The sequence below is a fragment of the Virgibacillus aidingensis genome, from assembly GCF_010994035.1.
Lineage (GTDB): Bacteria > Bacillota > Bacilli > Bacillales > Amphibacillaceae > Virgibacillus_N.
On the sequence record NZ_WIXN01000024.1, the window covers coordinates 35,039 to 58,551 of the forward strand.

General features: G+C 43.9%; 19 protein-coding genes. 18 read left to right on the forward strand and 1 reads right to left on the reverse strand.

Going from position 1 to position 23,513, the window contains the following annotated elements:
* Window positions 1–6: 6 nt before the first annotated feature.
* The 6 genes from purL to purD are packed head-to-tail and all read left to right on the forward strand — an operon-like array spanning window position 7 to window position 7,982.
* A complete protein-coding gene (gene purL, locus GHD25_RS17005; protein WP_462943935.1) occupies window positions 7–2,172 on the forward strand; it encodes a phosphoribosylformylglycinamidine synthase subunit PurL in 2,166 nt (721 codons plus the stop codon).
* The gene (gene purF / locus GHD25_RS17010; RefSeq protein WP_164219081.1) at window positions 2,148–3,557 is read left to right on the forward strand and encodes an amidophosphoribosyltransferase; all 1,410 of its coding nucleotides are present in this window, start codon (window positions 2,148–2,150) and stop codon (window positions 3,555–3,557) included. Before purL ends, purF begins: the two co-directional genes overlap by 25 nt.
* 15 nt (window positions 3,558–3,572) lie before the next feature.
* Window positions 3,573–4,589, forward strand: coding sequence for a phosphoribosylformylglycinamidine cyclo-ligase (purM, locus tag GHD25_RS17015; RefSeq protein WP_164219083.1), 1,017 nt, complete (start codon window positions 3,573–3,575; stop codon window positions 4,587–4,589).
* Entirely contained in the window at window positions 4,586–5,149 is a 564-nt protein-coding gene (gene purN, locus GHD25_RS17020) for a phosphoribosylglycinamide formyltransferase (RefSeq protein ID WP_164219085.1), read from the forward strand. Before purM ends, purN begins: the two co-directional genes overlap by 4 nt.
* A 20-nt stretch (window positions 5,150–5,169) precedes the next feature.
* Entirely contained in the window at window positions 5,170–6,702 is a 1,533-nt protein-coding gene (gene purH / locus GHD25_RS17025) for a bifunctional phosphoribosylaminoimidazolecarboxamide formyltransferase/IMP cyclohydrolase (protein ID WP_164219087.1), read from the forward strand.
* 29 nt (window positions 6,703–6,731) lie between these two features.
* Entirely contained in the window at window positions 6,732–7,982 is a 1,251-nt protein-coding gene (gene purD, locus GHD25_RS17030; RefSeq protein ID WP_164219089.1) for a phosphoribosylamine--glycine ligase, read from the forward strand.
* Between the two features lie 97 nt (window positions 7,983–8,079).
* Here the strand turns inward: purD and GHD25_RS17035 are convergent, their stop codons facing one another.
* Window positions 8,080–8,805: a hypothetical protein gene (locus tag GHD25_RS17035; protein WP_164219091.1), complete on the reverse strand. Its 726-nt coding sequence runs from the start codon at window positions 8,803–8,805 to the stop codon at window positions 8,080–8,082.
* A 236-nt stretch (window positions 8,806–9,041) separates the two neighbouring features.
* On the opposite strand from GHD25_RS17035, the gene GHD25_RS17040 reads away from it, so the two are divergent.
* From GHD25_RS17040 to gatC, 12 genes are all read left to right on the forward strand, one after another.
* Complete coding sequence (locus GHD25_RS17040) at window positions 9,042–10,790, forward strand: adenine deaminase C-terminal domain-containing protein (RefSeq protein WP_164219093.1); 1,749 nt, start codon at window positions 9,042–9,044, stop codon at window positions 10,788–10,790.
* Between the two features lie 93 nt (window positions 10,791–10,883).
* Complete coding sequence (locus tag GHD25_RS17045) at window positions 10,884–11,933, forward strand: DUF3048 domain-containing protein (RefSeq protein WP_164219095.1); 1,050 nt, start codon at window positions 10,884–10,886, stop codon at window positions 11,931–11,933.
* 39 nt (window positions 11,934–11,972) lie between these two features.
* Window positions 11,973–12,281 (forward strand): YerC/YecD family TrpR-related protein, encoded by a 309-nt coding sequence (locus GHD25_RS17050; RefSeq protein ID WP_164219097.1) that lies wholly within the window; start codon window positions 11,973–11,975, stop codon window positions 12,279–12,281.
* Window positions 12,282–13,003: 722 nt separating this feature from the next.
* Window positions 13,004–13,126 carry a hypothetical protein gene (locus tag GHD25_RS20265; RefSeq protein ID WP_276207848.1) on the forward strand — a complete coding sequence of 41 codons (123 nt, stop codon included), beginning with the start codon at window positions 13,004–13,006 and terminating at the stop codon, window positions 13,124–13,126.
* 285 nt (window positions 13,127–13,411) lie between these two features.
* The gene (gene pcrB, locus GHD25_RS17055) at window positions 13,412–14,104 is read left to right on the forward strand and encodes a heptaprenylglyceryl phosphate synthase (protein WP_164219099.1); all 693 of its coding nucleotides are present in this window, start codon (window positions 13,412–13,414) and stop codon (window positions 14,102–14,104) included.
* A gap of 14 nt (window positions 14,105–14,118) precedes the next feature.
* Window positions 14,119–16,341: a DNA helicase PcrA gene (gene pcrA, locus GHD25_RS17060; RefSeq protein WP_164219101.1), complete on the forward strand. Its 2,223-nt coding sequence runs from the start codon at window positions 14,119–14,121 to the stop codon at window positions 16,339–16,341.
* A 13-nt stretch (window positions 16,342–16,354) separates the two neighbouring features.
* Window positions 16,355–18,358, forward strand: a complete 2,004-nt coding sequence (ligA, locus tag GHD25_RS17065; protein ID WP_164219103.1) for an NAD-dependent DNA ligase LigA — start codon at window positions 16,355–16,357, stop codon at window positions 18,356–18,358.
* An 11-nt stretch (window positions 18,359–18,369) separates the two neighbouring features.
* On the forward strand, window positions 18,370–19,614 hold the full coding sequence (locus GHD25_RS17070) for a CamS family sex pheromone protein (protein ID WP_164219105.1): 1,245 nt from the start codon (window positions 18,370–18,372) through the stop codon (window positions 19,612–19,614).
* Between the two features lie 133 nt (window positions 19,615–19,747).
* Entirely contained in the window at window positions 19,748–21,295 is a 1,548-nt protein-coding gene (gene pruA, locus GHD25_RS17075) for an L-glutamate gamma-semialdehyde dehydrogenase (protein ID WP_164219107.1), read from the forward strand.
* A gap of 208 nt (window positions 21,296–21,503) precedes the next feature.
* On the forward strand, window positions 21,504–22,784 hold the full coding sequence (locus GHD25_RS17080; protein ID WP_346426800.1) for a helix-turn-helix domain-containing protein: 1,281 nt from the start codon (window positions 21,504–21,506) through the stop codon (window positions 22,782–22,784).
* A gap of 21 nt (window positions 22,785–22,805) precedes the next feature.
* A complete protein-coding gene (locus tag GHD25_RS17085) occupies window positions 22,806–22,946 on the forward strand; it encodes a hypothetical protein (protein ID WP_164219111.1) in 141 nt (46 codons plus the stop codon).
* 271 nt (window positions 22,947–23,217) lie between these two features.
* On the forward strand, window positions 23,218–23,508 hold the full coding sequence (gene gatC, locus GHD25_RS17090) for an Asp-tRNA(Asn)/Glu-tRNA(Gln) amidotransferase subunit GatC (protein WP_164219113.1): 291 nt from the start codon (window positions 23,218–23,220) through the stop codon (window positions 23,506–23,508).
* Window positions 23,509–23,513 lie beyond the last annotated feature (5 nt).

Sequence of the window (23,513 nt, forward strand, 5' to 3'; positions counted from 1 at the left end):
AGGGAAATGGGTTTGAGCGATGAAGAATATAATATGGTAAAGAAAATAATGAATCGTCTTCCGAATTTTACCGAGACGGGGATTTTTTCTGTCATGTGGTCAGAGCATTGCAGTTATAAAACATCGAAGCCGTTATTGCGAAAGTTTCCGGTACAGGGACCACAGGTGCTCCAGGGACCCGGGGAAGGCGCCGGTGTGGTTGATATTGGCGATAACCAGGCGGTAGTGTTTAAAATGGAAAGCCATAACCACCCTTCGGCAGTTAATCCATTTGACGGGGCTGCTACAGGTGTCGGCGGGATTGTCCGTGATGTATTTTCCATGGGCGCCCGTCCAATTGCTCTGCTGAATTCACTCCGGTTTGGAAACCTGAATACAGCTCGTGTTAAAAATTTATTTTCCGAAGTGGTAAAAGGAATGGCCTACTACGGAAAAGGGGTGGGTGTACCGACTGCAGGCGGAGAAGTGCAATTTGATGACAGCTATGAGGATAATCCGCTTGTCAATGCCATGTGTGTCGGACTGATTAATCATGAGGATATTCAAAAAGGAATTGCATCCGGTGCAGGAAATACAGTCATTTATGCCGGTGCTGCTACAGGCAGGGAAGGAATTCACGGAGCCACTTTTGCCTCAGATGATCTTGGTGAAGATGAATCAGAGGGTAATCCGTCTGTATCCGGTGACCCATATGTAGAAAAAAAATTAATAGAAGCCTGCCTTGAGGTAATAAAGTCTGATGCACTGGTTGGTATTCAGGACATGGGTGCAGCAGGACTCACTTCTTCAGCCAGTGAAATGGCCAGTAAAGCAGGTACCGGGGTGGAAATGGATCTGGATCTGGTTCCGCAAAAAGAAGAAAATATGAACGCCTATGAATTGATGCTTTCAGAATCCCAGGAAAGAATGCTCCTTGTTGTTAGAAAGGGCCGTGAACAGGAAATTATCGATATATTTAAAAAATATGATCTTCAGGCAGCAGCAGTTGGCAAAGTAATAAAAGATAAAGCTTTTCGCATTAAACATCATGGTGAAGTGATGGCGGATATCCCGGTTGATGCATTGACAGAAGATGTGCCGGAGTATGAAATGCCTTCAGAAGAAGCGGAGTACTTCAAAAGGTTTCAGCAGATGGAAAATACAGTTCCGCCGGTAGAGGATCATGCTCAAATAATGAAGCAATTGCTGCAGCAGCCAACGATTGCAAGCAAAGAATGGGCGTATAGCCAATTCGGTTCGGACGCAGATGAAAACATGCTTGTGCCTCCCGGCTCAGGTGCGGCGGCAGTCCGAATCGGTGACCAGGATAAATCGATTGCCATGACTGCAGACTGTAATTCCCGCTATATTTACCTGGATCCGGAGGCAGGCGGTAAAATCGCAGTAGCAGAGGCAGCCCGCAACCTGGTTTGTTCCGGTGCAAAACCGCTTGCACTCACAGATGGTTTAAACTATGGAAATCCAACCAATCCGGAGACCTTTTGGCAAATGGAAAAAAGTGTTGACGGGATGAGTAATGCAAGTGCAGCACTTGGTACCCCTGTAGTCAGCGGTAATGTTTCTCTGTATAACCAGTCAAAAGGAAGGTCGATTTTCCCGACACCGATTGTTGGCATGGTTGGACTGCATGAGTCGCTTGAGCATATTACTCCTGGCGTTTTCCAGAATGAAGGGGACATTATTTATATGATTGGAGAAACAAAGGCAGAGTTTGGCGGCAGTGAACTCCAAAATATGATTCATGGAAAATATGAAGGCAAGGCGCCGGAGATTGATTTGGCTGTGGAAGCAGTCCGTCAAAAACAGCTGCTGCAGGCAATCAGGCAGGGTATTGTCGAATCAGCACATGATCTTGCAGAAGGCGGACTTGCTGCCGCACTGGCTGAATGTACTTTTGGCGATCAAGGTCTTGGGGCTGAAACAGCACTTTCCGGAGATGCAACTGCGGTATTGTTCAGTGAAACCCAATCGAGATTTCTCGTTTCTGTGAAAGAATCGAATAAAGAAGCCTTTGAAGCCGGAGTGGAAGATGCAAAGGAAATTGGTGTCGTTACCGCAGCGCCGGCCCTCGTAATCAAAATAAACGGGGCTGCCGTGATCAACGAAGATGTAAAAGAATTGGAGAAGTTATGGAGGGGAGCGATCCCATGTATGCTGAATGCAAAGGCATAAATGAAGAATGTGGGGTATTTGGCATCTGGAATCATCAGAAAGCTGCCGAGCTGACTTACTATGGCCTCCATTCCATGCAGCATAGAGGACAGGAAGGGGCGGGCATTGTTGTCAGTGATGGGCGGGATCTCCGCTCCCATAAAGGGCTGGGACTGATAAATGACGTCTTCGGGGAAGTGAAGTTTGACAAACTTCCCGGGAGAAATGCCATTGGGCATGTGCGCTATACCACAGCTGGCGGCAGAACGATTGAAAATGTGCAGCCGCTGTTATTCCGTACCCAAACAGGCGGAAGCATGGCACTTGCCCAAAACGGCAACATTCTGAACTCCCGCTTACTGCGTGCCAAATTGGAAAACAAAGGAAGCATATTGCAGACTTCCTCAGACACGGAGTTGCTGGCACACCTGATCAGAAGAGGCGGGCAGACAGCAAACAAAAAATCAATTGCAGCAGCGCTGAATCAAATTGTTGGTGCATACACTTTCGTTATATTAACGGAAGACAAAATGTATGCAGCAGTAGATCCTGCAGGCATCCGCCCGCTATCAGTCGGAAAACTGGGAGATGCCTATGTAGTCGCTTCGGAAACCTGTGCATTTGATCAAATTGGTGCAGTATTTGAACGTGAAGCGCTGCCTGGTGAACTCATTATCATTAGTGATGAAGGAATAGAGATTACAAGATTTGCTCCCAGAGGCCGCAGAAGCATGTGCGGCATGGAATATGTGTATTTATCCAGACCGGACAGTGATGTCAATCGTGTTAATGTGCATGCTTCAAGAAAAAATGCCGGTAAGGAACTGGCAAGGGAAGCACCTGCTGAAGCAGATATGGTGATCGGGGTTCCGGACTCCAGTATTTCCGCAGCTATCGGCTATGCCGAGGAAAGCGGTCTGCCTTATGAAATGGGAATCTTAAAAAACCGCTATATCGGCAGAACCTTTATACAGCCTTCCCAGGAATTGCGGGAACAGGGTGTGAAAATGAAACTGGCCCCAGTCCGGAGCATAGTGGACGGTAAAAAAATTATTATGATTGATGATTCCATCGTCAGAGGAACGACAAGCAAGCGAATTGTAAAGATGCTGAAAAAAGCCGGAGCCAAGGAAGTACACGTTCGGATCGCTTCGCCGCCGATTACACATCCCTGCTATTACGGCATTGATATGTCAACACGTAAAGACCTGATTGCGGCTAATTATACCGTGGATGAGATCGCCGATGTAATTGGTGCAGACAGTATTGCTTATTTATCCGAATCCGGTCTGGAAAAAGCGATCGTGAAAGATAAAACAATTCATCAGGGAATATGTATGGCGTGTATGACAGGAAATTACCCTGTAACAGCAGAAGAAACAGAGCAAATTTTTATAAATAGTTAAAGCGGAGGATGGACCATGTCAGAGATATATAAAGATGCCGGAGTGGATGTGGAAAAAGGATATGAAGCTGTAGAGCGGATGAAAAAACATATTGCAAGAACTTCACGGAAAGAAGTGCTTGGCGGTGTCGGTGCTTTTGCCGGTTTGTTTGATCTATCATCCTTTTCCTTTAAGGAGCCCGTACTCGTTTCAGGGACAGATGGAGTAGGGACAAAGTTGAAACTCGCTTTTCAGATGAAAAAGTATGATACTGTCGGAATAGATTTGGTCGCCATGTGTGTGAATGATATTGTTGCACAAGGTGCAGCGCCTTTGTTTTTTCTTGATTATATTGCCTGCGGAAAAAATGATCCTGCCATGATTGAGCAGATTGTTGCCGGGATTGCCGACGGATGCGAGTATGCAGGTGCTGCACTGATTGGCGGGGAAACAGCAGAAATGCCCGGCATGTATGGAGCCGATGAATTTGATCTGGCTGGTTTCACCGTAGGAATCGCAGAGAAGTCAAAACTTGTCACCGGGGAAAATATACAGGCAGAGGACATCATTATCGGACTCCACTCCAGCGGTATTCATTCCAATGGCTATTCCCTTGTCCGTAAAATCGTTTCCGGTATGGACTTAAATGAAGAACACGGACTTGGAAAACCGCTTGGGGAAGTGCTGATGGAGCCCACCAGGATATATGCAAAACCGGTAAAAGCTGTTTTGGAACAATACGATGTAAAAGGAATTTCCCATATTACCGGTGGAGGTTTTTATGAAAATCTCCCGCGCATTCTTCCATCAGGCCTGGGTGTGACGCTTGATCCGCTGCAATGGCAAGTACCCAAGATCTTTTCGTTTTTACAGGATCAGGGGAAAATGGAAGAAAAAGAAATGTACGGTGTATTTAATATGGGGATCGGCATGGCGCTTGTTGTTCAACAAGAGGATGCAGATGACGTGCTGCAGCTGCTTGCGGAAAATGGAGAGGCTGCCAGTGTCATTGGTAAAATAACTAAAACTGAGGGAGTGAATTTTACCTCATGAGCAAGCCAAAAGCGGCAGTATTTGCTTCCGGAACAGGCAGTAACTTTCAGGCGATCATGGAGCAGCCTGATCTGGCCTGCGATATTGCACTGCTCGTTTCTGATCAGCCTGTGGCTAAAGTAATCGAAAAGGCCAAGAACAACCATGTGCCAACAGTTATTTTTCAAGCGAAGGACTATAAAGATAAAAGTGCCTATGAAGAAATGCTTGCCGATAAACTTATAAAAGCGGGTGTGGAATGGATATTTCTTGCGGGTTACATGCGTATTGTCGGAGAAACCTTACTAAAAAAGTTTGAAAAGCGAATCGTGAATATTCATCCATCCCTGCTTCCTGATTTTCCCGGAAAGGATGCCATCGGAGAAGCCTTTCGTGCCGGCGTGAACAAAACGGGGGTAACAGTGCATTATATAGATGCAGGAATTGATACAGGACCGGTGATTGCACAAGCAGAAGTAGCAGTGCTTCCCGACGATACGGAAGAAACGTTAAAAAAACGGATCCAGCGGGCAGAGCACAGGCTTTATCCGGAAGTGATCAATCATCTGCTCGGAAAATGATAGAAAAGTGAGGGGTCAAAATGGAAAAAAGAGCATTAATCAGTGTTTCCGACAAAGAGAATATAATTGAGTTTGCCAAAGGTATTATCGGGTTGGGTTATGAGATTCTTTCCACCGGCGGTACATTGCGTACATTAGAGGAAGCGGACATTCCTGCAACGGCGGTAGATGAAATAACAGGATTTCCGGAAATCCTGGATGGCCGGGTGAAAACATTGCATCCTGCAATTCACGGCGGATTGCTTGCGAAGCGTTCCGACCGCACCCATCGGAACCAGCTGGAAGAAAATAATATCATGCCGATTGATATGGTGGTCGTAAACCTTTACCCATTTAAACAAACGTTGGAAAAAGAAGGCGTCACAGATGAAGATATTATTGAAAACATTGATATCGGCGGACCAGCTATGTTGCGTGCATCCGCGAAAAACTATGCTGATGTAACCGTGGTCGTTGATCCTGCAGATTATCCTGCTGTTTTGAAGCATTTGCAAGAGGACAGCTTAACAGCGGGAATACGAAAAAGTCTGGCAGCGAAAGTTTTTCGGCATACAGCCAACTATGATGCGATGATTGCCGGTTATTTTACCGGGGAAACAAAAGAAGACTTTCCGGAAACCTATACAGTTACATATGAAAAAGTGCAGACATTGCGTTATGGTGAAAACCCCCATCAAAAGGCGGCATTTTACAAAATCCCATTGCCTCATGAGGGAAGTATTGCCAATGCAAAGCAGCTTCACGGAAAAGAACTTTCCTACAATAACATTCAGGATGCCAATGCCGCTCTTGATATTGTTTCGGAATTTGAGGAACCGGCAGCTGTGGCAGTAAAACATATGAATCCATGCGGAATCGGTACTGCCGATAGTTTGGATACGGCTTTTATGCGGGCTTATGATGCAGACCCGGTATCCATTTTCGGAGGAATTGTTGCAGTGAATCGACAGATCAATGAGGCTGTCGCTGAGAAATTAAGTGATATCTTTTTGGAAATTATTATTGCTCCCGGGTTTACCGCCGAAGCAATGGAATTATTAACGAAAAAGAAAAATATTCGGCTGCTCGAGCTGGATGCAACTGATTCGGCAGCTGAGCATGAAAAACTGACTGCCGTTCAGGGCGGCGTATTAATTCAACAGCGTGATAATGGAAAAGTATCGGAACGTGATGTAACTGTTCCTACCAAACGAAACCCTGAAGTTCAGGAAATGAAAGACCTGCTGTTTGCCTGGAAAGCAGTGAAGCACGTAAAATCAAATGCAATTGTTTTGGCGAAAGATAACCAAACCATTGGTGTGGGAGCCGGGCAGATGAATCGGATCGGGGCAGCAAATATCGCGATTGAACAAGCAGGTGAAAAAGCAAAAGGAGCCGTACTTGCCTCAGATGCATTTTTCCCGATGCCGGATACAGTGGAAGCGGCGGCAAAAGCAGGGATTACGGCAATCATCCAGCCGGGCGGTTCAAAACGTGATCAGGAGTCCATTGATGTATGTGACAAATATGGTATCGCAATGGTGTATACCGGCATGCGGCATTTTAAGCATTAGAAAAACGGAACCAGGGAGGAGTGAGCTTCATGAAAATATTGGTGGTAGGCAGCGGCGGACGGGAGCACAGCATGGTAATGAAACTCTCCGAAAGTAAAGGGGTCACCGAAATCTTTGCAGCTCCCGGAAATGCCGGGATGGCGAAGGATGCCGTGTGTGTGCCCATTGATGAAAGGGATATCCGGAGGTTGGCGGATTTTGCTAAAGTGAAGGCTATAGATTTGACCATTATTGGACCGGAAGCGCCATTAAACTTGGGGATTGCCAACCTTTTCCAGGAGGAGAACCTTGCCATCTTCGCACCAGTAAAGGAAGCGGCCCTTTTGGAAGGAAGCAAAAGCTTTGCCAAGGAATTTATGGAGAAATATCAAATACCGACTGCCGCCTATGAAACTTTTACTTCAATAGATGATGCAAAACGCTATATTGATAAAAAAGGTGCCCCAATCGTTGTGAAGGCAGACGGTCTTGCAGCGGGAAAAGGTGTCGTTGTTGCTAAAACAAAAGAACAGGCCCATCAGGCAGTGGAAGACATGCTCGTAGCCAAAACCTTCTCAGAGGCAGGTGCAAAAGTGGTCATTGAGGAATTTCTGGATGGAAAGGAATTTTCCCTGATGGCCTTTGTCCATGAAAATAACGTCTATCCAATGGTTACCGCAAGAGACCATAAGCGGGCCTATGATCATGATGAAGGTCCAAATACAGGCGGCATGGGGGCATTCGCGCCAGTCGAAGATGTTACGGAAGACCACTTGAATTTTGCCATAGAAAACATTCTGCAAAAGACGGTAAACGGAATGATGAAGGAAGGCCGCCCATTTACAGGCATCTTATATGCAGGCTTAATCATGACCGAAGAGGGACCAAAGGTGATTGAGTTCAATACTCGCTTTGGCGACCCGGAAACACAGGTGGTGCTGCCTTTATTGAAAAATGATCTCGAACAGGTCATGCTGGATGTACTGGACGGAAAAGATCCGCTGCTGGAGTGGGAGGATCTCTCAGCTGTAGGTGTAGTAGTTGCCTCAAAAGGCTATCCGGGGAAATACAAAAAAGGTATTGAGCTTCCTGATTTGTCTGCATCAGACGTGGCATATGCAGTACATGCGGGAACAAAGCTTGTTGAAGAAGGATTTGTATCCAATGGCGGGCGTGTACTGCTTGTTGGCGCGAAAGCTTCAGAACAGAAGGAAGCAGCCGGGATAGTCTATGAAACTCTGAAATCCTTCAGGGGGCGGGATGAATTCTTTTTCAGGTCGGATATAGGAGTCCTGAAATAAATACGTACAGCCCTTAATGACAATCTGCCCTTAATGACAATAGTTGTTAAGGGTTTTTTGAGCATACGAATGGAGTTGTATGTCGAAAGCAGAAAAGTTAGCAGAAGCTTTTCCAAATCAACAGGAACTCATGCAAATCGATCGGGAACACATCCAAATCGATCGAGCCGCAACCAAAATCGATCGGGAACACATCCGAATCGATCGAGTCGCAACCAAAATCGATCGGGAATGCATGTAAATCGATCGAGCCGCAACCAAAATCGATCGATAACACATCCGAATCGATCGGGAGCGCACCCAAATCGATCGAGTCGCAACCAAAATCGATCGGGAATGCATCCGAATCGATCGAGCGGCAACCAAAATCGATCGAGAACACATCCGAATTGATCGAGCCGCAATCCAAATCGATCGAACCGCACCCGAATCGATCGAGCCGCACCCAAATCGATCGAGAACGCAACCAATTGCTCGGGACCGCACCCGAATCGATCGAGCCGCAACCAAAATCGCTCGGGACCGCATCCGAATCGATCGAGCCGCAACTAAAATCGATCGGGAACACATCCGAATCGATCGAGCCGCAACCAAAATCGATCGGGAACACATCCGAATCGATCGAGCCGCAACCAAATCGCTCGGGAATGCACCTGAATCGATCGAGTCGCAACCAAAATCGATCGGGAATGCATCCGAATCGATCGGGCGCAATCCAAATCGCTCGAACCGCACCCGAATCGATCGAGAACGCAACCAAATCGATCAAGCCGCAATCAAAATCGATCGAGAACACATCCAAATCGATCGGAACCGCAACCAAAATCGATCGAACACAAGTAAAATTCCACTAGTGCACATCCTCAGCAAAAATTTAAATCCAAATATCCTTAAGTCTATAAAAACCGCGAAAATAAAACACCTCTCCATGCAAACTCTCCATCAATCCATCATAGAACAAATGTCACAAAAAATTCACTTTGATTAACAAAAACTTTACAGTACTAAAGCATATATTGTGTTAAACTAGAGAAAAATAACTATTTGGAGAGTTGCAGTATGTTAGACAAAGGCTATCAATGGAGAAACCGCGAGCTTAGACAGCATGTGCGTGTAATAGATGGAAAAGAAGCACCAACCATGATTTTAACAAATGGTGTTTATTTAAATATGTATACAAAGCAATGGATCAAAGCAAATATATGGATTGTTCACGACCGGATTATCTATGTAGGAGATAAAATGCCGGACAGGCAGGATGGAACAGAAATCATTGATTGCGAAGGGAAGTACCTGGTACCTGGATATGTTGAGCCGCACGCCCATCCTTCGCAGATTTACAATCCGGAAACGTTGGCTGATTATGCTGCCAAAACCGGGACAACCACACTGATTAATGATAACCTTTTATGGCTATTTTTAACAGACAGAAAGAAAGCGTTTTCTCTGCTTGATGATTTCAGCAGTCATCCTGTATCCATGTACTGGTGGGCGAGGTATGATGCACAGACTGTGCTGCAGGACGAACAGGAAGAAAAATTATTTAATACAAATGAATTAATAAATTGGATTTCTCACCCTGCCGTTGTTCAAGGTGGAGAACTAACGTCATGGCCAAGATTGCTCTCCGGAGATGATCGGCTGCTGTATTGGATTCAGGAAACAAAACAGCGCGGCAAACCTGTGGAAGGCCATTTTCCCGGGGCTTCGGAAAGAACTTTAACCAAAATGAAATTGCTTGGGATAAGCGGGGATCACGAGTCAATGACAGGGAAGGAAGTGATCAGCCGGCTGCAAATGGGCTATCATACCTCCTTGAGATACTCCTCCATCCGGCCCGACTTGCCAAAACTGATTGAAGAACTTCTTGAAGAGGGTATTACTACTTTTGATAACCTGTCAATGACGACAGATGGATCTACCTCGGCATTTTACGAAAGTGGATTAATGAATGTATGTATAGATATAGCAATTAAAAAAGGAATTCCAGTGGAAGATGCCTATCGGATGGGAAGCTATAATGCCGCAAAACATTTTCATTTGGACGAGCAGCTTGGAAGTATCGCGCCCGGCAGAATTGCTCATATAAATATTTTGAAGGAAAAGAACGATCCGACTCCTGAAAGTGTACTGGCAAAAGGGGAATGGGTGGTTCGAGAGGCAAAAGCAATAAACAGGAAGCCGCTCATTGACTGGAAAGCTTATGATATAGAGCCATTGGAGCTGGACTTTAACTTGACGGAAGATGAATTGCAGTTTTCCGTGCCCCTCGGCCTGGAAATGATGAATCAAGTTATAATGAAACCGTATGCGCTGGAAGTGGATATTACTCCAGATACCCTGCCTGCACATAATAAAGAGGCATTTCTTGTGCTTATGGATAAAGGTGGTACATGGAGGGTAAATACGACGATCCGGGGATTCACCAGAGAATTGGGTGCTTTGGCCAGTTCCTATTCAACTACAGGAGATTTGGTTTTCATTGGTAAAAGCAAACCGGATATCATGAAGGCAGCTAAAAGATTGAAAGAAATCGGAGGGGGAATTGTCTTAGTAAATAACGGGGAAATATTGATGGAAATCCCTCTATCTTTATCCGGGTTTATGTACCAGGGAAAAATGGAGGAATTGATAGAGAGGGAAAAACTATTAAAAAAATATTTGAGAGAGTTCGGTTATCCTTTTGACGATCCCATTTATTCCATTTTCTTTTTATCATCCACCCACTTGCCTTATGTAAGAATAACCCAGCAGGGGATTATAGATGTCATGAAGCAGGAAGTGCTATTTCCAGCTACGATGAATTAGGGTATAATAAAATATAACATTTGAGCAATACAGGCTTGGACTTGGCGTTCAGCCAAGTTTTCTAATAGAAATAAAATAAAAGGTGTTGGGGAAATGAGAAAGTTTGTTTATTTGCTGCTTGCATCTGTTATATTGATTTTCGCAGGATGCTCGGGTGACGCTGGGGATGCGCAGGAAAACGAAGGAAAAGACAGCAGTTTGCAGGATAAATCGGAGAAGGAAGAACAGTTTGACCATGTGTATCCATTGACAGGGCTGGGAACCAATGATGATATCGACAACCGTACGATTGGTGTCATGGTAAATAATCATGCCGAGGCGAGACCGCAATCGGGCCTCTCCCAAGCAGATGTTGTTTTTGAAATTTTGGCAGAGGCAAGAATTACCCGCCTGCTGGCCCTTTATCAAAGTGAGGTGCCACAAGTTGTCGGGCCTGTCCGAAGTGCCCGTGAATATTATTTTACATTGGCAAATAATTATGGTGCCCTGTATGTTTATCATGGTGCTGCTGATTTTGTTAATGATATGATTAGAAACAGGGGAATCGAATATTTAGACGGAGCTGTTTATGATAATGATGGGACGTTATTTAAACGGGAAAGCTTCCGGAAAGCCCCGCATAACTCCTATGTGTTTCTAAATGCAGCTTATGAAAGAGCGGAAGAGAAAGGTTATGAAATTACTCAATCACAGGATCCCCTTCCATTTTTAACAGAGGATGAAGGTTCGGATATTACTGGTGATGCTGCAAGTCACGCGGAAGTCGTTTATGCGGATAAGCCGATGAATATCGTGGAATATGAGTACGAGCCCGCAACGGAAAAATATATTAGATATAGCGATCGGGAAAAGACAGTAGAACTTGATACAGAAGAAGAAATCAAACTGGATAACGTATTTATTGTTGAGACCCGCCATGAAACGATTGATGACCAGGGGCGCCGTGCTGTCGATTTGGAAACCGGCGGGAATGCATATTTATTGCAAAAAGGAAAGATTCAAGAGGTACAATGGGAAAATAGAGAAGGCAGAATTATTCCAGTAAAAGACGGAGAAGTGTTAGGCTTTGTTCCGGGAAAAACATGGGTGAATGTAATCCCTGACAGTCCGGGATTAGAACAATCGGTAACGGTGACAAATTAGATTCCGGAAAAAACTTTTCAGGAAGCAGGAGGGTTTGGGTTGCAAATTGATAAATTACGGGGAAAACAATTGGATCAATTATTTGATGCGATCCTTTCATTAAAGGATCGTGAGGAGTGCTATCGATTTTTCGACGATATAGCGACCATGTCGGAAATTCAGTCCATTTCCCAACGGCTGCAAGTGGCGAAAATGCTGACGGAAGGGCAAACGTACAGTGCGATTGAACAGGAAACAAAAGCTTCCACCGCCACGATTTCCAGAGTAAGAAGATGCATTAATTATGGAAGCGACGGCTACCAAATGGTGCTTGACCGTATTTTGGATGATAAAGAAACGGAAAAATAGTTGCCGCTGCCTCCTGCAGCGGCTTTTCCCCATCAAAAACCCCATAATAGTTAACATTCTTTATTCTTTATATGAAAACTCATGGATTGTAAAATAATGGAAACCTTATGGGTTAAGAGGAACAGGTTCATTGCATGATCCGCCCAATGAGTGGACGAATGATGCGAAAATCGTCCCGTTCATTGCATGATGCATCCGATGAGTGGACGAATGAAGAAAAGTCTGCTCCGTTCGTTGCATGATTCGCCCGATGAGTGAACTAATGGAGATAAATCTCCCCCGTTCATTGCATGAAGCGTTCGATGAGTGAACGACCGAAGCGAAATCCGCTCCGTTCATTGCATGATCCGCCCGATGAGTGGACGAATGATGCGAAAATCGTCCCGTTCATTGCATGATGCATCCGATGAGTGGACGAATGAAGATAGATCCGTCCCGTTCATTGCATGATTCGTCCGATGAGTGAACGAACGAAGATAAATCCGCCCCGTTCATTGTATGATGCATCCGATGAGTGGACGAATGAAGAAAAATCTGCTCCGTTCGTTGAATGATCCGACCGATGAGTGAACGAATGGAGAGAAATCCGCTCCCTTCGTTGCATGATTCGCCCGATGAGTGAACGAATGTAGAGAAAATCGTCCCGTTCATTGTATGATGCATCCGATGAGTGAACGAATGTAGAGAAATCTGCTCCTTTCATTGCATGATCCGCCCGATGAGTGAACGAATGTAGAGAAAAGCGTCTCGTTCATTGCATGATCCGCCCGATGAGTGAACGACCGAATCGAAATCCGCCCCGTTCATTGCATAATCCGACCTATGAGTCCAACGAACGAAGATAGATCCGTCCCATTCATTGCATGACCCGTCCTCATGATTAGATGGTTGAAAACTCCACCTGCATTTCCGATAACGGCCACATCCTGCAGTTCATTTCAGAAGGTCTTCTTTTGTAACGCCCGTGCGCATTCCAGAATGACTAAAGTCCACCTTATTCCTGCAGCTGATTAAATAGATCCAAATTTCACAAAAACAGTCTTCTGAAAAATATTACCCATATCCCTAAATTCCATCCCTGATTTTTGGTATAATATACGAACGTACTATAGTAATGGAGGATATAGATCTTGAATAATTCAATAGATAACTGGAAGCATCTGTTTAAACTGGATCCGGCAAAAGAAATTTCGGATGAGGATTTGGAATTGATTTGTGAATCAGGCACAGATGCCGTTATGGTAGGAGGTACGGATAATGTTACCCTGGATGGGGTGCTGGACTTATTATCCCGTATCCGCAGGTACACGGTGCCTTGTATTCTGGAAATATCCACGATGGATGCAATCACGCCGGGGTTTGATTATTATTACATACCGATGGTGCTCAATTCAAAAGAAAAAAAGTGGATGATGGATATTCAGCACCAGGCTATCAAACAATACGTGGACATGATGGAATATAGTGAAATCCTGTTTGAAGGCTATTGTATTTTAAATGAGGAGGCAAAGGCCTTCCAGCGTACAAACAGCTTTCTGCCGGATGAAGGAGACGTGCTCGCCTACGCATATATGGCTGAAAAAGTATTTCATTTGCCTGTATTTTACATGGAGTATAGTGGAAAATACGGTGATCCAGCACTGGTGAAAAAGGTAAAACACCAATTAGATCATACTAAACTGATTTATGGCGGCGGGATTGAAACTGTTTTTCAAGCCCGGGAAATGAAGGATCATGCTGATATTATCGTAGTTGGAAATGTTATATATACAGATATAAAAAAAGCATTAAAGACGGTAAAGGCCGTCAGGGATAACGGATAAAAGGCGGTGTAGCTATGAGTCAGACAGTGAATGACTTATTGAAAGGGTTGAATAAAGAGCAGCAAAAGGCTGTTAAGCATACAGAGGGGCCATTATTGATCATGGCAGGTGCGGGCAGCGGGAAAACCCGTGTGCTTACTCACCGGATTGCTTATTTGCTGAGCGAGAAAGACGTAAGCGCCAGAAATGTGCTAGCCATTACCTTTACGAATAAAGCAGCAAGAGAAATGAAAGACAGGGTCCGGAAACTGATTGGCCCGGAAAGCGAATATATGTGGGTTTCCACGTTTCACTCCATGTGTGTCCGGATTTTGCGCAGGGATATTGACCGTATTGGATATAACCGAAACTTTACCATACTGGACAGCAGTGATCAGCTGTCGGTCATTAAACAAGTATTAAAAAACTTAAATATAGACAAAAAACAGTTCGACCCCCGTGCTATGCTCGGACAAATCAGTGCAGCAAAAAATGAACTTATTACTGTCGAAGAATACAACAAAAACGTGGGTAATTTTTACGAGCGGCAGGTCGGGCAAATTTATGAAGCTTATCAAAAAATACTGCAAAAAAATCAGTCACTTGACTTTGATGATTTAATTATGCAGACGATTCATTTATTTAAGCGTGTCCCGGAAGTACTGGAATATTATCAGCGAAGATTTCAATATATTCATGTGGATGAGTATCAGGATACAAACCATGCACAATATATATTAGTCGGTCTTCTGGCAAACCGCTATCAGAACCTTTGTGTTGTCGGTGATTCTGACCAGTCTATATATCGTTGGCGTGGTGCTGATATCGCAAATATCCTATCCTTTGAAAAAGACTATCCTGCCTCAAAGACTATTTTTCTGGAACAAAATTACCGTTCCACTAAATCGATTTTGAATGCAGCCAATCATGTCATCGAAAATAATACGAGCCGTAAACCAAAGAAACTGTGGACGGACAATCCGGAAGGGAAAAAAATCCACTACTTTCAAGGGGCAACAGAACAGGAAGAAGCATTGTTTGTTGTAGAAAAGATCCAGGAGCTGACAACTGAAAATAAATTTTCGCCAAGTGAAGTGGCGATACTTTACAGAACGAATGCCCAGTCCCGGGCCATTGAGGATACGCTTGTAAAAGCGAATGTTCCTTACCAGATGGTCGGCGGGCTGAAATTCTATGAGCGTAAAGAAATTAAAGACATGCTGTCCTATCTGCGTTTAATTACAAATCCGGACGATGATTTAAGCTTTGAACGGGTGGTAAACGTCCCGAAACGCGGTATCGGAAAAACTTCTATTGAACGATTGCAGGAATATGCGGCAGCAAATGATTTATCGCTTCATGAAGCTGTACAGGAAATTGATTTTACCGGTGTGCCGAAAAAAGCTGCACAGGCATTGGCGGAATTCAGTGAACTGATTGAATCCCTGGCCAAACAGCAGGAATTTTTGACAGCAACCGATATGGTAGAAGCAGTCTTGTCACGAACAGGCTATATAGAAATGCTGAAAAATGAACAGACCCTGGAATCGCAAAGCCGCATGGAAAACCTGGAAGAGTTTATGACGGTGACACAGGATTTCGAAGCAGCTGCGGAAGAAGACAAGACACTGGTGGCTTTTCTCACTGATTTGGCTTTAATCGCGGATATTGACCGAGTGGAAGAGGAAACCGATGATGAAAAAATTACACTGATGACACTGCATTCTGCCAAGGGATTGGAATTTCCGGTCGTTTTCTTAATCGGGATGGAGGAAAATATTTTCCCGCATAACCGTTCCATGTTCGATGAGAAAGAGATGGAGGAAGAACGCAGATTGGCGTATGTAGGCATTACCCGGGCGGAGCAGGAATTATATTTGACGCATGCTAAAATGCGGACGCTATTTGGAAGAACAAACATGAATCCCGTCAGCCGTTTTATCAATGAAATACCCGAGGAGCTGGTGGAAGGGCTGGAGGAAGCTAATACAGCGATGTTCGGCACTCCTTTTGCCCGTCCGGTGGAAAAAATGGCTGCTGCCCCAAAACGTAGAGCTGGCCGAATTAAAAATACTGCTGACTCAGTTGATGAGATATGGGCGCCGGGGGATAAAGCAAAACACAAAAAATGGGGGACTGGAACGGTTGTGAAGGTGCAGGGAGAAGGAGAAGCAACAGAACTGGATATTGCCTTTCCTGCACCGGTCGGCATTAAACGGGTGCTGGCACAGCTTGCTCCGATTACGAAAGAAGACTAAGGAGGTTTCCGGTTTGGATAAACAACAAGCCCAGAAAGAAATAAACGAACTTAGAGAACTGCTGAATCAATACGGGTATGAGTATTATGTGCTCGATAAGCCAACAGTTCCGGATGCAGAATATGACCGGAAATTACAGGAGCTCACCAAGCTTGAAGCGGAATTTCCGGAACTTATTACGGAGGATTCTCCCACGCAGCGGGTAGGCGGAGAACCGCTGGAAGGTTTTCAGAAGGTAGAGCATATTGTCCCAATGATGAGCCTCGGGAATGCGTTTGATGAACAGGATCTGCGGGACTTTGTAAGGCGTGCAAGCCAGGGAACAAATGATAAGATCAGCTTTGTCTGTGAATTAAAAATTGACGGGCTGGCAGTCTCCCTGACCTATGAAAATGGCAGGCTGGTAAGGGGTGCCACCAGGGGTGACGGAACCATCGGGGAAGATATCACGAGCAACCTGAAAACTATTCGCAGCATTCCTTTGACGATAAAAGAAACAGGAAGGATTGAAGTACGGGGCGAAGCATTCATGCCGCATAAATCCTTTTTGGCTTTAAATGAGGCGAAAAAAGAAAGGGAAGAAGAACCGTTCGCCAATCCGAGAAATGCTGCAGCGGGATCGTTAAGGCAGCTGGATCCGAAAATCGCAGCAAGACGCCACCTGGATATATATTTGTACGGTGTCGGTGAATGGCAGGCGGAAGCATTGGAAACACATAGCGAGCGGCTGAACAAGCTGAAGGAACTGGGCTTTAAAACGAACCCGGAATGGAAAAAATGTAAAACTGTAGAAGAAGTGATGGAATTTGTTGAATACTGGACAAAGGAACGGCCAAATTTAAGCTATGAAATTGACGGGATTGTTATTAAAGTAGATAACCTGAAGCAACAGGAAGAATTGGGTTTTACAGCAAAAAGCCCGCGCTGGGCAATTGCTTACAAGTTTCCGGCGGAAGAAGCGATTACGAAGCTTACGGCCATTGAGCTCAATGTAGGCAGAACCGGTGTGGTGACGCCAACTGCTATTTTGGAACCGGTGAAGGTTGCAGGAACCACAGTTCAGCGGGCGACACTGCATAATGAAGATTTAATCCGTGAACAGGATATCCGCATCGGGGATACCCTGGTGATCAAAAAGGCCGGGGACATTATTCCCAAAGTTGTTCGAGTGATGGAAGAAAAACGGACCGGTGAGGAAGAAGAGTTCCATATGCCTGAAAACTGTCCGGAATGCGGGAATGAATTGGTCCGGCTGGAAGAGGAAGTCGCACTCCGCTGCATAAATCCGAATTGTCCGGCCCAATTAAAGGAAGGGCTCATTCATTTCGTGTCCAGAGATGCAATGAATATTGACGGTCTGGGCGAAAAAGTAATTACACAGCTTTTTCGGGAAAAACTCATTCATACGATTGCTGATCTGTATCGTCTAAAAAAAGATGAGCTGCTGGAACTGGAGCGAATGGGGGAAAAATCCGTCAACAATTTATTGCAGGCCATAGAAGATTCCAAAGAAAATTCACTCGAAAAACTGCTGTTTGGTCTCGGCATCCGCTATGTCGGGTCTAAAGCAGCGAGAACGCTTGCGATGGAATTTGAAACCATGGAAAACCTGCAGCAGGCAAGCTTTGAAGACCTTATCGCCATTGATGAAATCGGTGATAAAATGGCAGATGCTATCGTTAAGCATTTTGCCGAGGAAAAGGTAACCAATCTGTTAGAAGAGCTTCAACAGCTTGGGATAAATATGGCGTATAAAGGACCGAAACAAACCACGGTGGAAGAAGACGCTGTTTTTGCCGGGAAAACCATTGTGCTGACAGGAAAAATGGAGAATTATACAAGAAATGAAGCAAAAGAGCTGATTGAAGCAAGAGGCGGATCCGTTACAGGAAGCGTCAGCAAAAAGACTGATTTGCTTATTGCGGGAGAAGATGCCGGCAGCAAACTGGAAAAAGCAGAAAAGCTCGGTGTAGCTATATGGAATGAACAACAGCTTAAAAGTGCCATTGAGGGATAGAGGTGTCAGGAGTGAAAAAAACAGGTATTTGGTTAGCAGTCTCCGTTTTCCTAGTACTGGCAGGCTGCTTTCCTCAACAAGAGCCGGAGGAAGAAGTTGTGCAAAATGATCCGGAATCCGAACAGGAAACTTCCATCGTGCCGGGCAATCAATTGGATGAGGAAAATTACAGAATGATAATTCCCTACAAACCGAGTGAAGCACGCGGTGTCATTACCAACCAGGTAGCAAACCGGCTGGATATTGATGAACTGGAAGAAGGTTTGATGCGTCATTCCAAGGATGTGTTTGATCCGGAAGATTATTTATTTCAGGAAGGGCAGTATTTAACTTCCGATATGGTATATGACTGGCTTGGCAGAGCATTAACGGAGGAAGAACTGGAAAACCGGGTGAAAGAGCGAATAGAATGGCTTGAAGAGAATAAGATGACGGTAGACGAAGATCAGATCAGAGAAGAGCTGCAGCAGGGCTTAAACCCGGAGATAGAAGATGTGGAAGGTCTTGAGGAAGAGGAAGCTATTGAAATGCATGAGGAAAATCCGCGTTATCTGTCCCATATACTGGAGCAGAACTTTTTGCGAAAGAGAGAGGACGATTCCGTTGAACTGGCCGGTATTTCAGTCGGCATTGCGATGAAGTCGGTATACAGATATCAGCTGGAAACCGGCGGTCCGGATTATTATGAGGAGATTTCCGAAAGTGAAATGCTTGAACAGGGAGAAGAGATTGCACAGGAAATTATAAATCGCATCAGGCAAATAGAAGGTCTGGAAGAGATTCCTATTATGCTTGCAATTTACAGGGAAGCAGAGCAGTCTTCACCTATCCCTGGAAATTTTGTTGCAAAAACGACGATTGACAGTGGCGGAGATACGATAGGAGACTGGGAATCACTTGGGGAAGAGTATATTCTATTTCCTTCCGATGAAGGAAGAGAGAAATACTTTGACGATCAGGAAATAGTAACAAGTTTTGGAGAAGAAATTGCCCAGTTTTTTCCTAATTACGTGGGTGTTATCGGAGAAGGATTCTATATTGATGAGGAGCTGCAGCGGCTCTCCATCGAAATTCCCCTTGAATTTTACGGGAAAGCTGAAGTGATGGGCTTTACCCAGTTTGCTTACGGTTTGGTACAGGATATGTTCTCCAATTATTTTGAGCTGGAAATAAAGGTAACTTCGAGCGATCAGGTCGAAAGTTTAATTTACAGACCGGCTGATGCAGAATCGCCTACGGTGCATATTTTTCATTAGTATCTGAAACGTGAACGGGATGCCGGGTCTATTTATAACAAACCATCCTTATATAATGAAGAAAAAACGTTTGAAATCAGAACGATGGGAGAGTATAAAAATAGACCATTATAGGAGGAGGTATTTTTAAAAAATGGTAGTACCATACAAGCATGAACCGTTCACTGATTTCAGCAAAGAAGAAAACCGGAAAGCGATGCTGGAAGCTTTGGAAAAAGTGGAAAAGGATTTTGGTAAAGAATATCCGTTAATTATTGGCGGGGAGCGTATTACGACAGAGGACAAAATAGAATCCGTCAATCCGGCCAATAAGAAGGAAATCATCGGATATGTTTCCAAAGCAAATAAAGAGTTGGCTGAGCAGGCAATGAAAGTGGCGGATTCCACTTTTGAAACCTGGAGAAAATCAGACCCGAAATTCCGGGCGGATATTCTTTTCCGCGCAGCAGCGATTGTCCGCCGCCGCAAACATGAGTTTTCCGCGCATTTGGTCAAAGAAGGCGGAAAGCCATGGAAGGAAGCGGATGCCGATACTGCTGAAGCTATTGATTTTATGGAATATTACGGCAGGCAAATGCTCGAAATAATGGATGGAAAAAAGGTGGAAAGCCGTCCAATTGAATATAATCAGTACCATTACATCCCGCTCGGTGTCGGTGTGGTCATTTCACCGTGGAATTTTCTGTTCGCCATCATGTGCGGCACAGCGGTTTCCGCCATGGTGACAGGGAACACTGTGCTGTTAAAACCGGCAAGTCCCACCCCCGTGATTGCATATAAAATGATGGAGGTACTGGAGGAGGCCGGACTTCCGGATGGTGTCATCAATTATATACCCGGACCGGGAGGGGAGGTTGGCGACTACTTAGTAGATCACCCGCGTACTCGCTTTGTCAGCTTCACCGGTTCCCGTGACATTGGTACACGGATTTTTGAACGAGCTGCCAAAATCCAGGAGGGTCAGAAATGGCTGAAGCGTACCATTATTGAAATGGGCGGGAAAGATACCATTATCGTTGATAACAATGCTGACCTTGAACTTGCAGCCCAGTCCATTGTCCAATCTGCATTTGGTTTCTCCGGACAAAAATGTTCGGCTTGTTCCCGGGCAGTGATTCATGAAGATGTATATGATGAGGTGGCTAACCGGATAGTGGAGTTGACAAAGGAACTATCTGCAGGGGACCCCCATGACAATACCCATTTTATGGGGCCGGTTATTAATCAGAAAGGCTTCGATAAAATTATGGGTTATATTGATATCGGAAAAAATGAAGGGAAATTGCTTGCAGGCGGAAAAGGGGATGACAGCAAGGGCTGGTTTATAGAGCCAACAGTATTTGGCGAAGTGGACCCGCACGCTACGATTATGCAGGAAGAAATTTTCGGGCCAGTAGTGGGATTAACCAAAGCAAAAGATTTCGATGAAGCCATTGAAATTGCAAATAATACGGAATACGGTCTGACCGGTGCAGTAATTACGAATAACAGGGAGCATTTGGAAAAGGCTAGAGAAGATTTTCATGTTGGAAACCTTTATTTCAACCGCGGTTGTACAGCTGCAATTGTCGGTTATCAGCCATTTGGCGGCTTTAATATGTCGGGAACAGACTCTAAAGCAGGTGGGCCTGATTACCTAGGACAGCTCATGCAGCCTAAAACAACATCGGAAATGTTTTAAGTAATGGGTAATTAGTCATATTTTGTCGATAAGCCTTTTTTTGAGCAAATTCAGCTTAAAAAAGGGCTTTTTTTCCTCGGATAGGAAAATTGGAAAGTTTTATAGGCGATTACCGCTATATTTACCCAGTGAATTTCCCAATATGAATTATCTGAAAGTATGTTATAATATCAATATACAGAGTCATATAATTCTAGTAAAGGTTAGGGTGGGTATATTGATAGAGGTAGGGTCTCTAATTAAATTGCAGCGGACAAAACAGAACATGACCCAGGGTGATCTTGCCAAAGGCATTGTTTCCTTATCATATTTATCCAAGATTGAGAACCTAAAGACAGAGGCGAGCCCTGAAATCATCCAAGCACTATGTACGAGGCTTGGGATACAAATTGATAATTCCCAGAATAACATGATCTTGGAAAAGTGCACAGAATGGTATGGAATGTTATTTGAAGCAAATGATAAAGAAGAGATTATAGCTAAGTATAAGGAAATACAGGAACTAATGGACGAGAACCTCACTGAAAACCTGCTAATGTTTGAAATACATAAAATAAGATATTATCTAGTAATCGGTAGCTATGATAAAGCAGAAGAAAAGATTAAGCAGCTTAATGATATATCTGGGACGTTCGATAATTTACATTTGTACTACTGGTATAAGTTTAAAGGTAATTACAATACAGTAGTGAATGATGAGCATAACGAAAGTATGCGTTTGTATAAAAAAGCAGAAGAAAAAGGAAGACAAATTGATGTTTCAGAAGAAGAAATAGCTGATCTATATTATACAATTGGTGTGACCCATAGTAAGCTGCGTAATACTTTGGAAGCGATTGATTATGCTAGAAAAGCTTTAGAAGTATTTATGAAGGAATACAATTTTCTTAGATGTGCTCAGTGTCACATTATACTTGGAATATCATATAGAAGAATTAAAATGTATGATAATGCAATTAAAAACTATAATTTAGCTCTACATCTGGGCAAATTAAATAAAAATAAGGTTTTAATTTTGTTAGCTCAAGAAAATCTTGGACATTTATACACTACTACAAGAGAATCTAAGAAGGCAATAACCCATTTTCAAGCGGTGCTTGATGATGAGGAAGCTCATCCTGCTGATCATTTATATACAATAGCATCTTTAGTGGGGTTGTATTATAGTGTTGGAAACTTCGAAGAGACTAGAAACACTGTAAATTACGGTTTGAAATTATTGGAGGAATTTGGTAAATACGAGGAATATAAGCTTTATTATTATATAATTATTGCGTACGACCACCTATTAAAAGAGGAATATAAAGAGTTTGAAAAGCTAATGATACATGGATTTTTGCCTTCACTGGAAAAACAAGAAGATTATGGAAATATAGCTATTTATGCTGAATTATTGGCAAGTCATTTTGAGAAATTCCATAAATATAAAGATGCAACAAAATATTATAAAGTGGCTAACTTTGCCTATGAGCAAATTACCAATATTTAATTCTACACGAGGGGGGAGAAAATGAAAAAAATGATTTCAGCTGTTGCAATTGGTGCTTTACTCGTAACCGGTTTTCTTTTAGCTCAACCACAGGAGGATGTATCCATTGGCCCTAGGCATCCAGGGGTCCTCTCAGTACCACAACCTACACACTTCTTTTAATCACTAAAGGAAGTAATTACATCAGTAATTTATTAACCCTATTAACCATATGATAAATTGGCCTGAAACGGTGTGGAAACTGTTTTGGGCATTTTTTTGTTTAAAATCATTATCATTTCACGATACTTGTAAAGAGCAGCTGCAAAATACGAAAAAGAAGAGGGCAAAAGTTGCTTACAGCAGGCATGTTCTGCTATCATCAATAGTGTTATACTTGTTTAATGTAAAATAGAGCGACGATATAAAACAATGCTTGCCTGGAGGGTTATCGATGACGAATATTTCAAAGGAACAAGTGAAACATGTAGCGGATCTGGCACGTCTGGAAGTTTCTGAAGAAGAAGCAGATATGCTGAAAGATCAATTAAGTGAAATTATAACGTATGCCGAATTATTAAATGAATTGGATACAACGGATGTAGAGCCAATAACGCATGCATCGGACTTGAAAAACGTATTGCGCAAGGACGAGCCTGCATCATGGATCACGAAAGAGGAGGCACTAAAAAATGCCCCTGATCAAAAGGATGGACTTTTTCGTGTGCCATCTATTCTGGAGTAAGGAGG

Coding starts and splice junctions, on each gene's coding strand:
- pruA (WP_164219107.1), top strand. CDS start 19,748: ATGGTAGTACCATACAAGCATGAACCGTTCACTGATTTCAGCAAAGAA.
- GHD25_RS17045 (WP_164219095.1), top strand. CDS start 10,884: ATGAGAAAGTTTGTTTATTTGCTGCTTGCATCTGTTATATTGATTTTC.
- purN (WP_164219085.1), top strand. CDS start 4,586: ATGAGCAAGCCAAAAGCGGCAGTATTTGCTTCCGGAACAGGCAGTAAC.
- gatC (WP_164219113.1), top strand. CDS start 23,218: ATGACGAATATTTCAAAGGAACAAGTGAAACATGTAGCGGATCTGGCA.
- GHD25_RS17040 (WP_164219093.1), top strand. CDS start 9,042: ATGTTAGACAAAGGCTATCAATGGAGAAACCGCGAGCTTAGACAGCAT.
- purM (WP_164219083.1), top strand. CDS start 3,573: ATGTCAGAGATATATAAAGATGCCGGAGTGGATGTGGAAAAAGGATAT.
- purD (WP_164219089.1), top strand. CDS start 6,732: ATGAAAATATTGGTGGTAGGCAGCGGCGGACGGGAGCACAGCATGGTA.
- purF (WP_164219081.1), top strand. CDS start 2,148: ATGTATGCTGAATGCAAAGGCATAAATGAAGAATGTGGGGTATTTGGC.
- GHD25_RS17085 (WP_164219111.1), top strand. CDS start 22,806: ATGAAAAAAATGATTTCAGCTGTTGCAATTGGTGCTTTACTCGTAACC.
- purL (WP_462943935.1), top strand. CDS start 7: ATGGGTTTGAGCGATGAAGAATATAATATGGTAAAGAAAATAATGAAT.
- pcrA (WP_164219101.1), top strand. CDS start 14,119: ATGAGTCAGACAGTGAATGACTTATTGAAAGGGTTGAATAAAGAGCAG.
- purH (WP_164219087.1), top strand. CDS start 5,170: ATGGAAAAAAGAGCATTAATCAGTGTTTCCGACAAAGAGAATATAATT.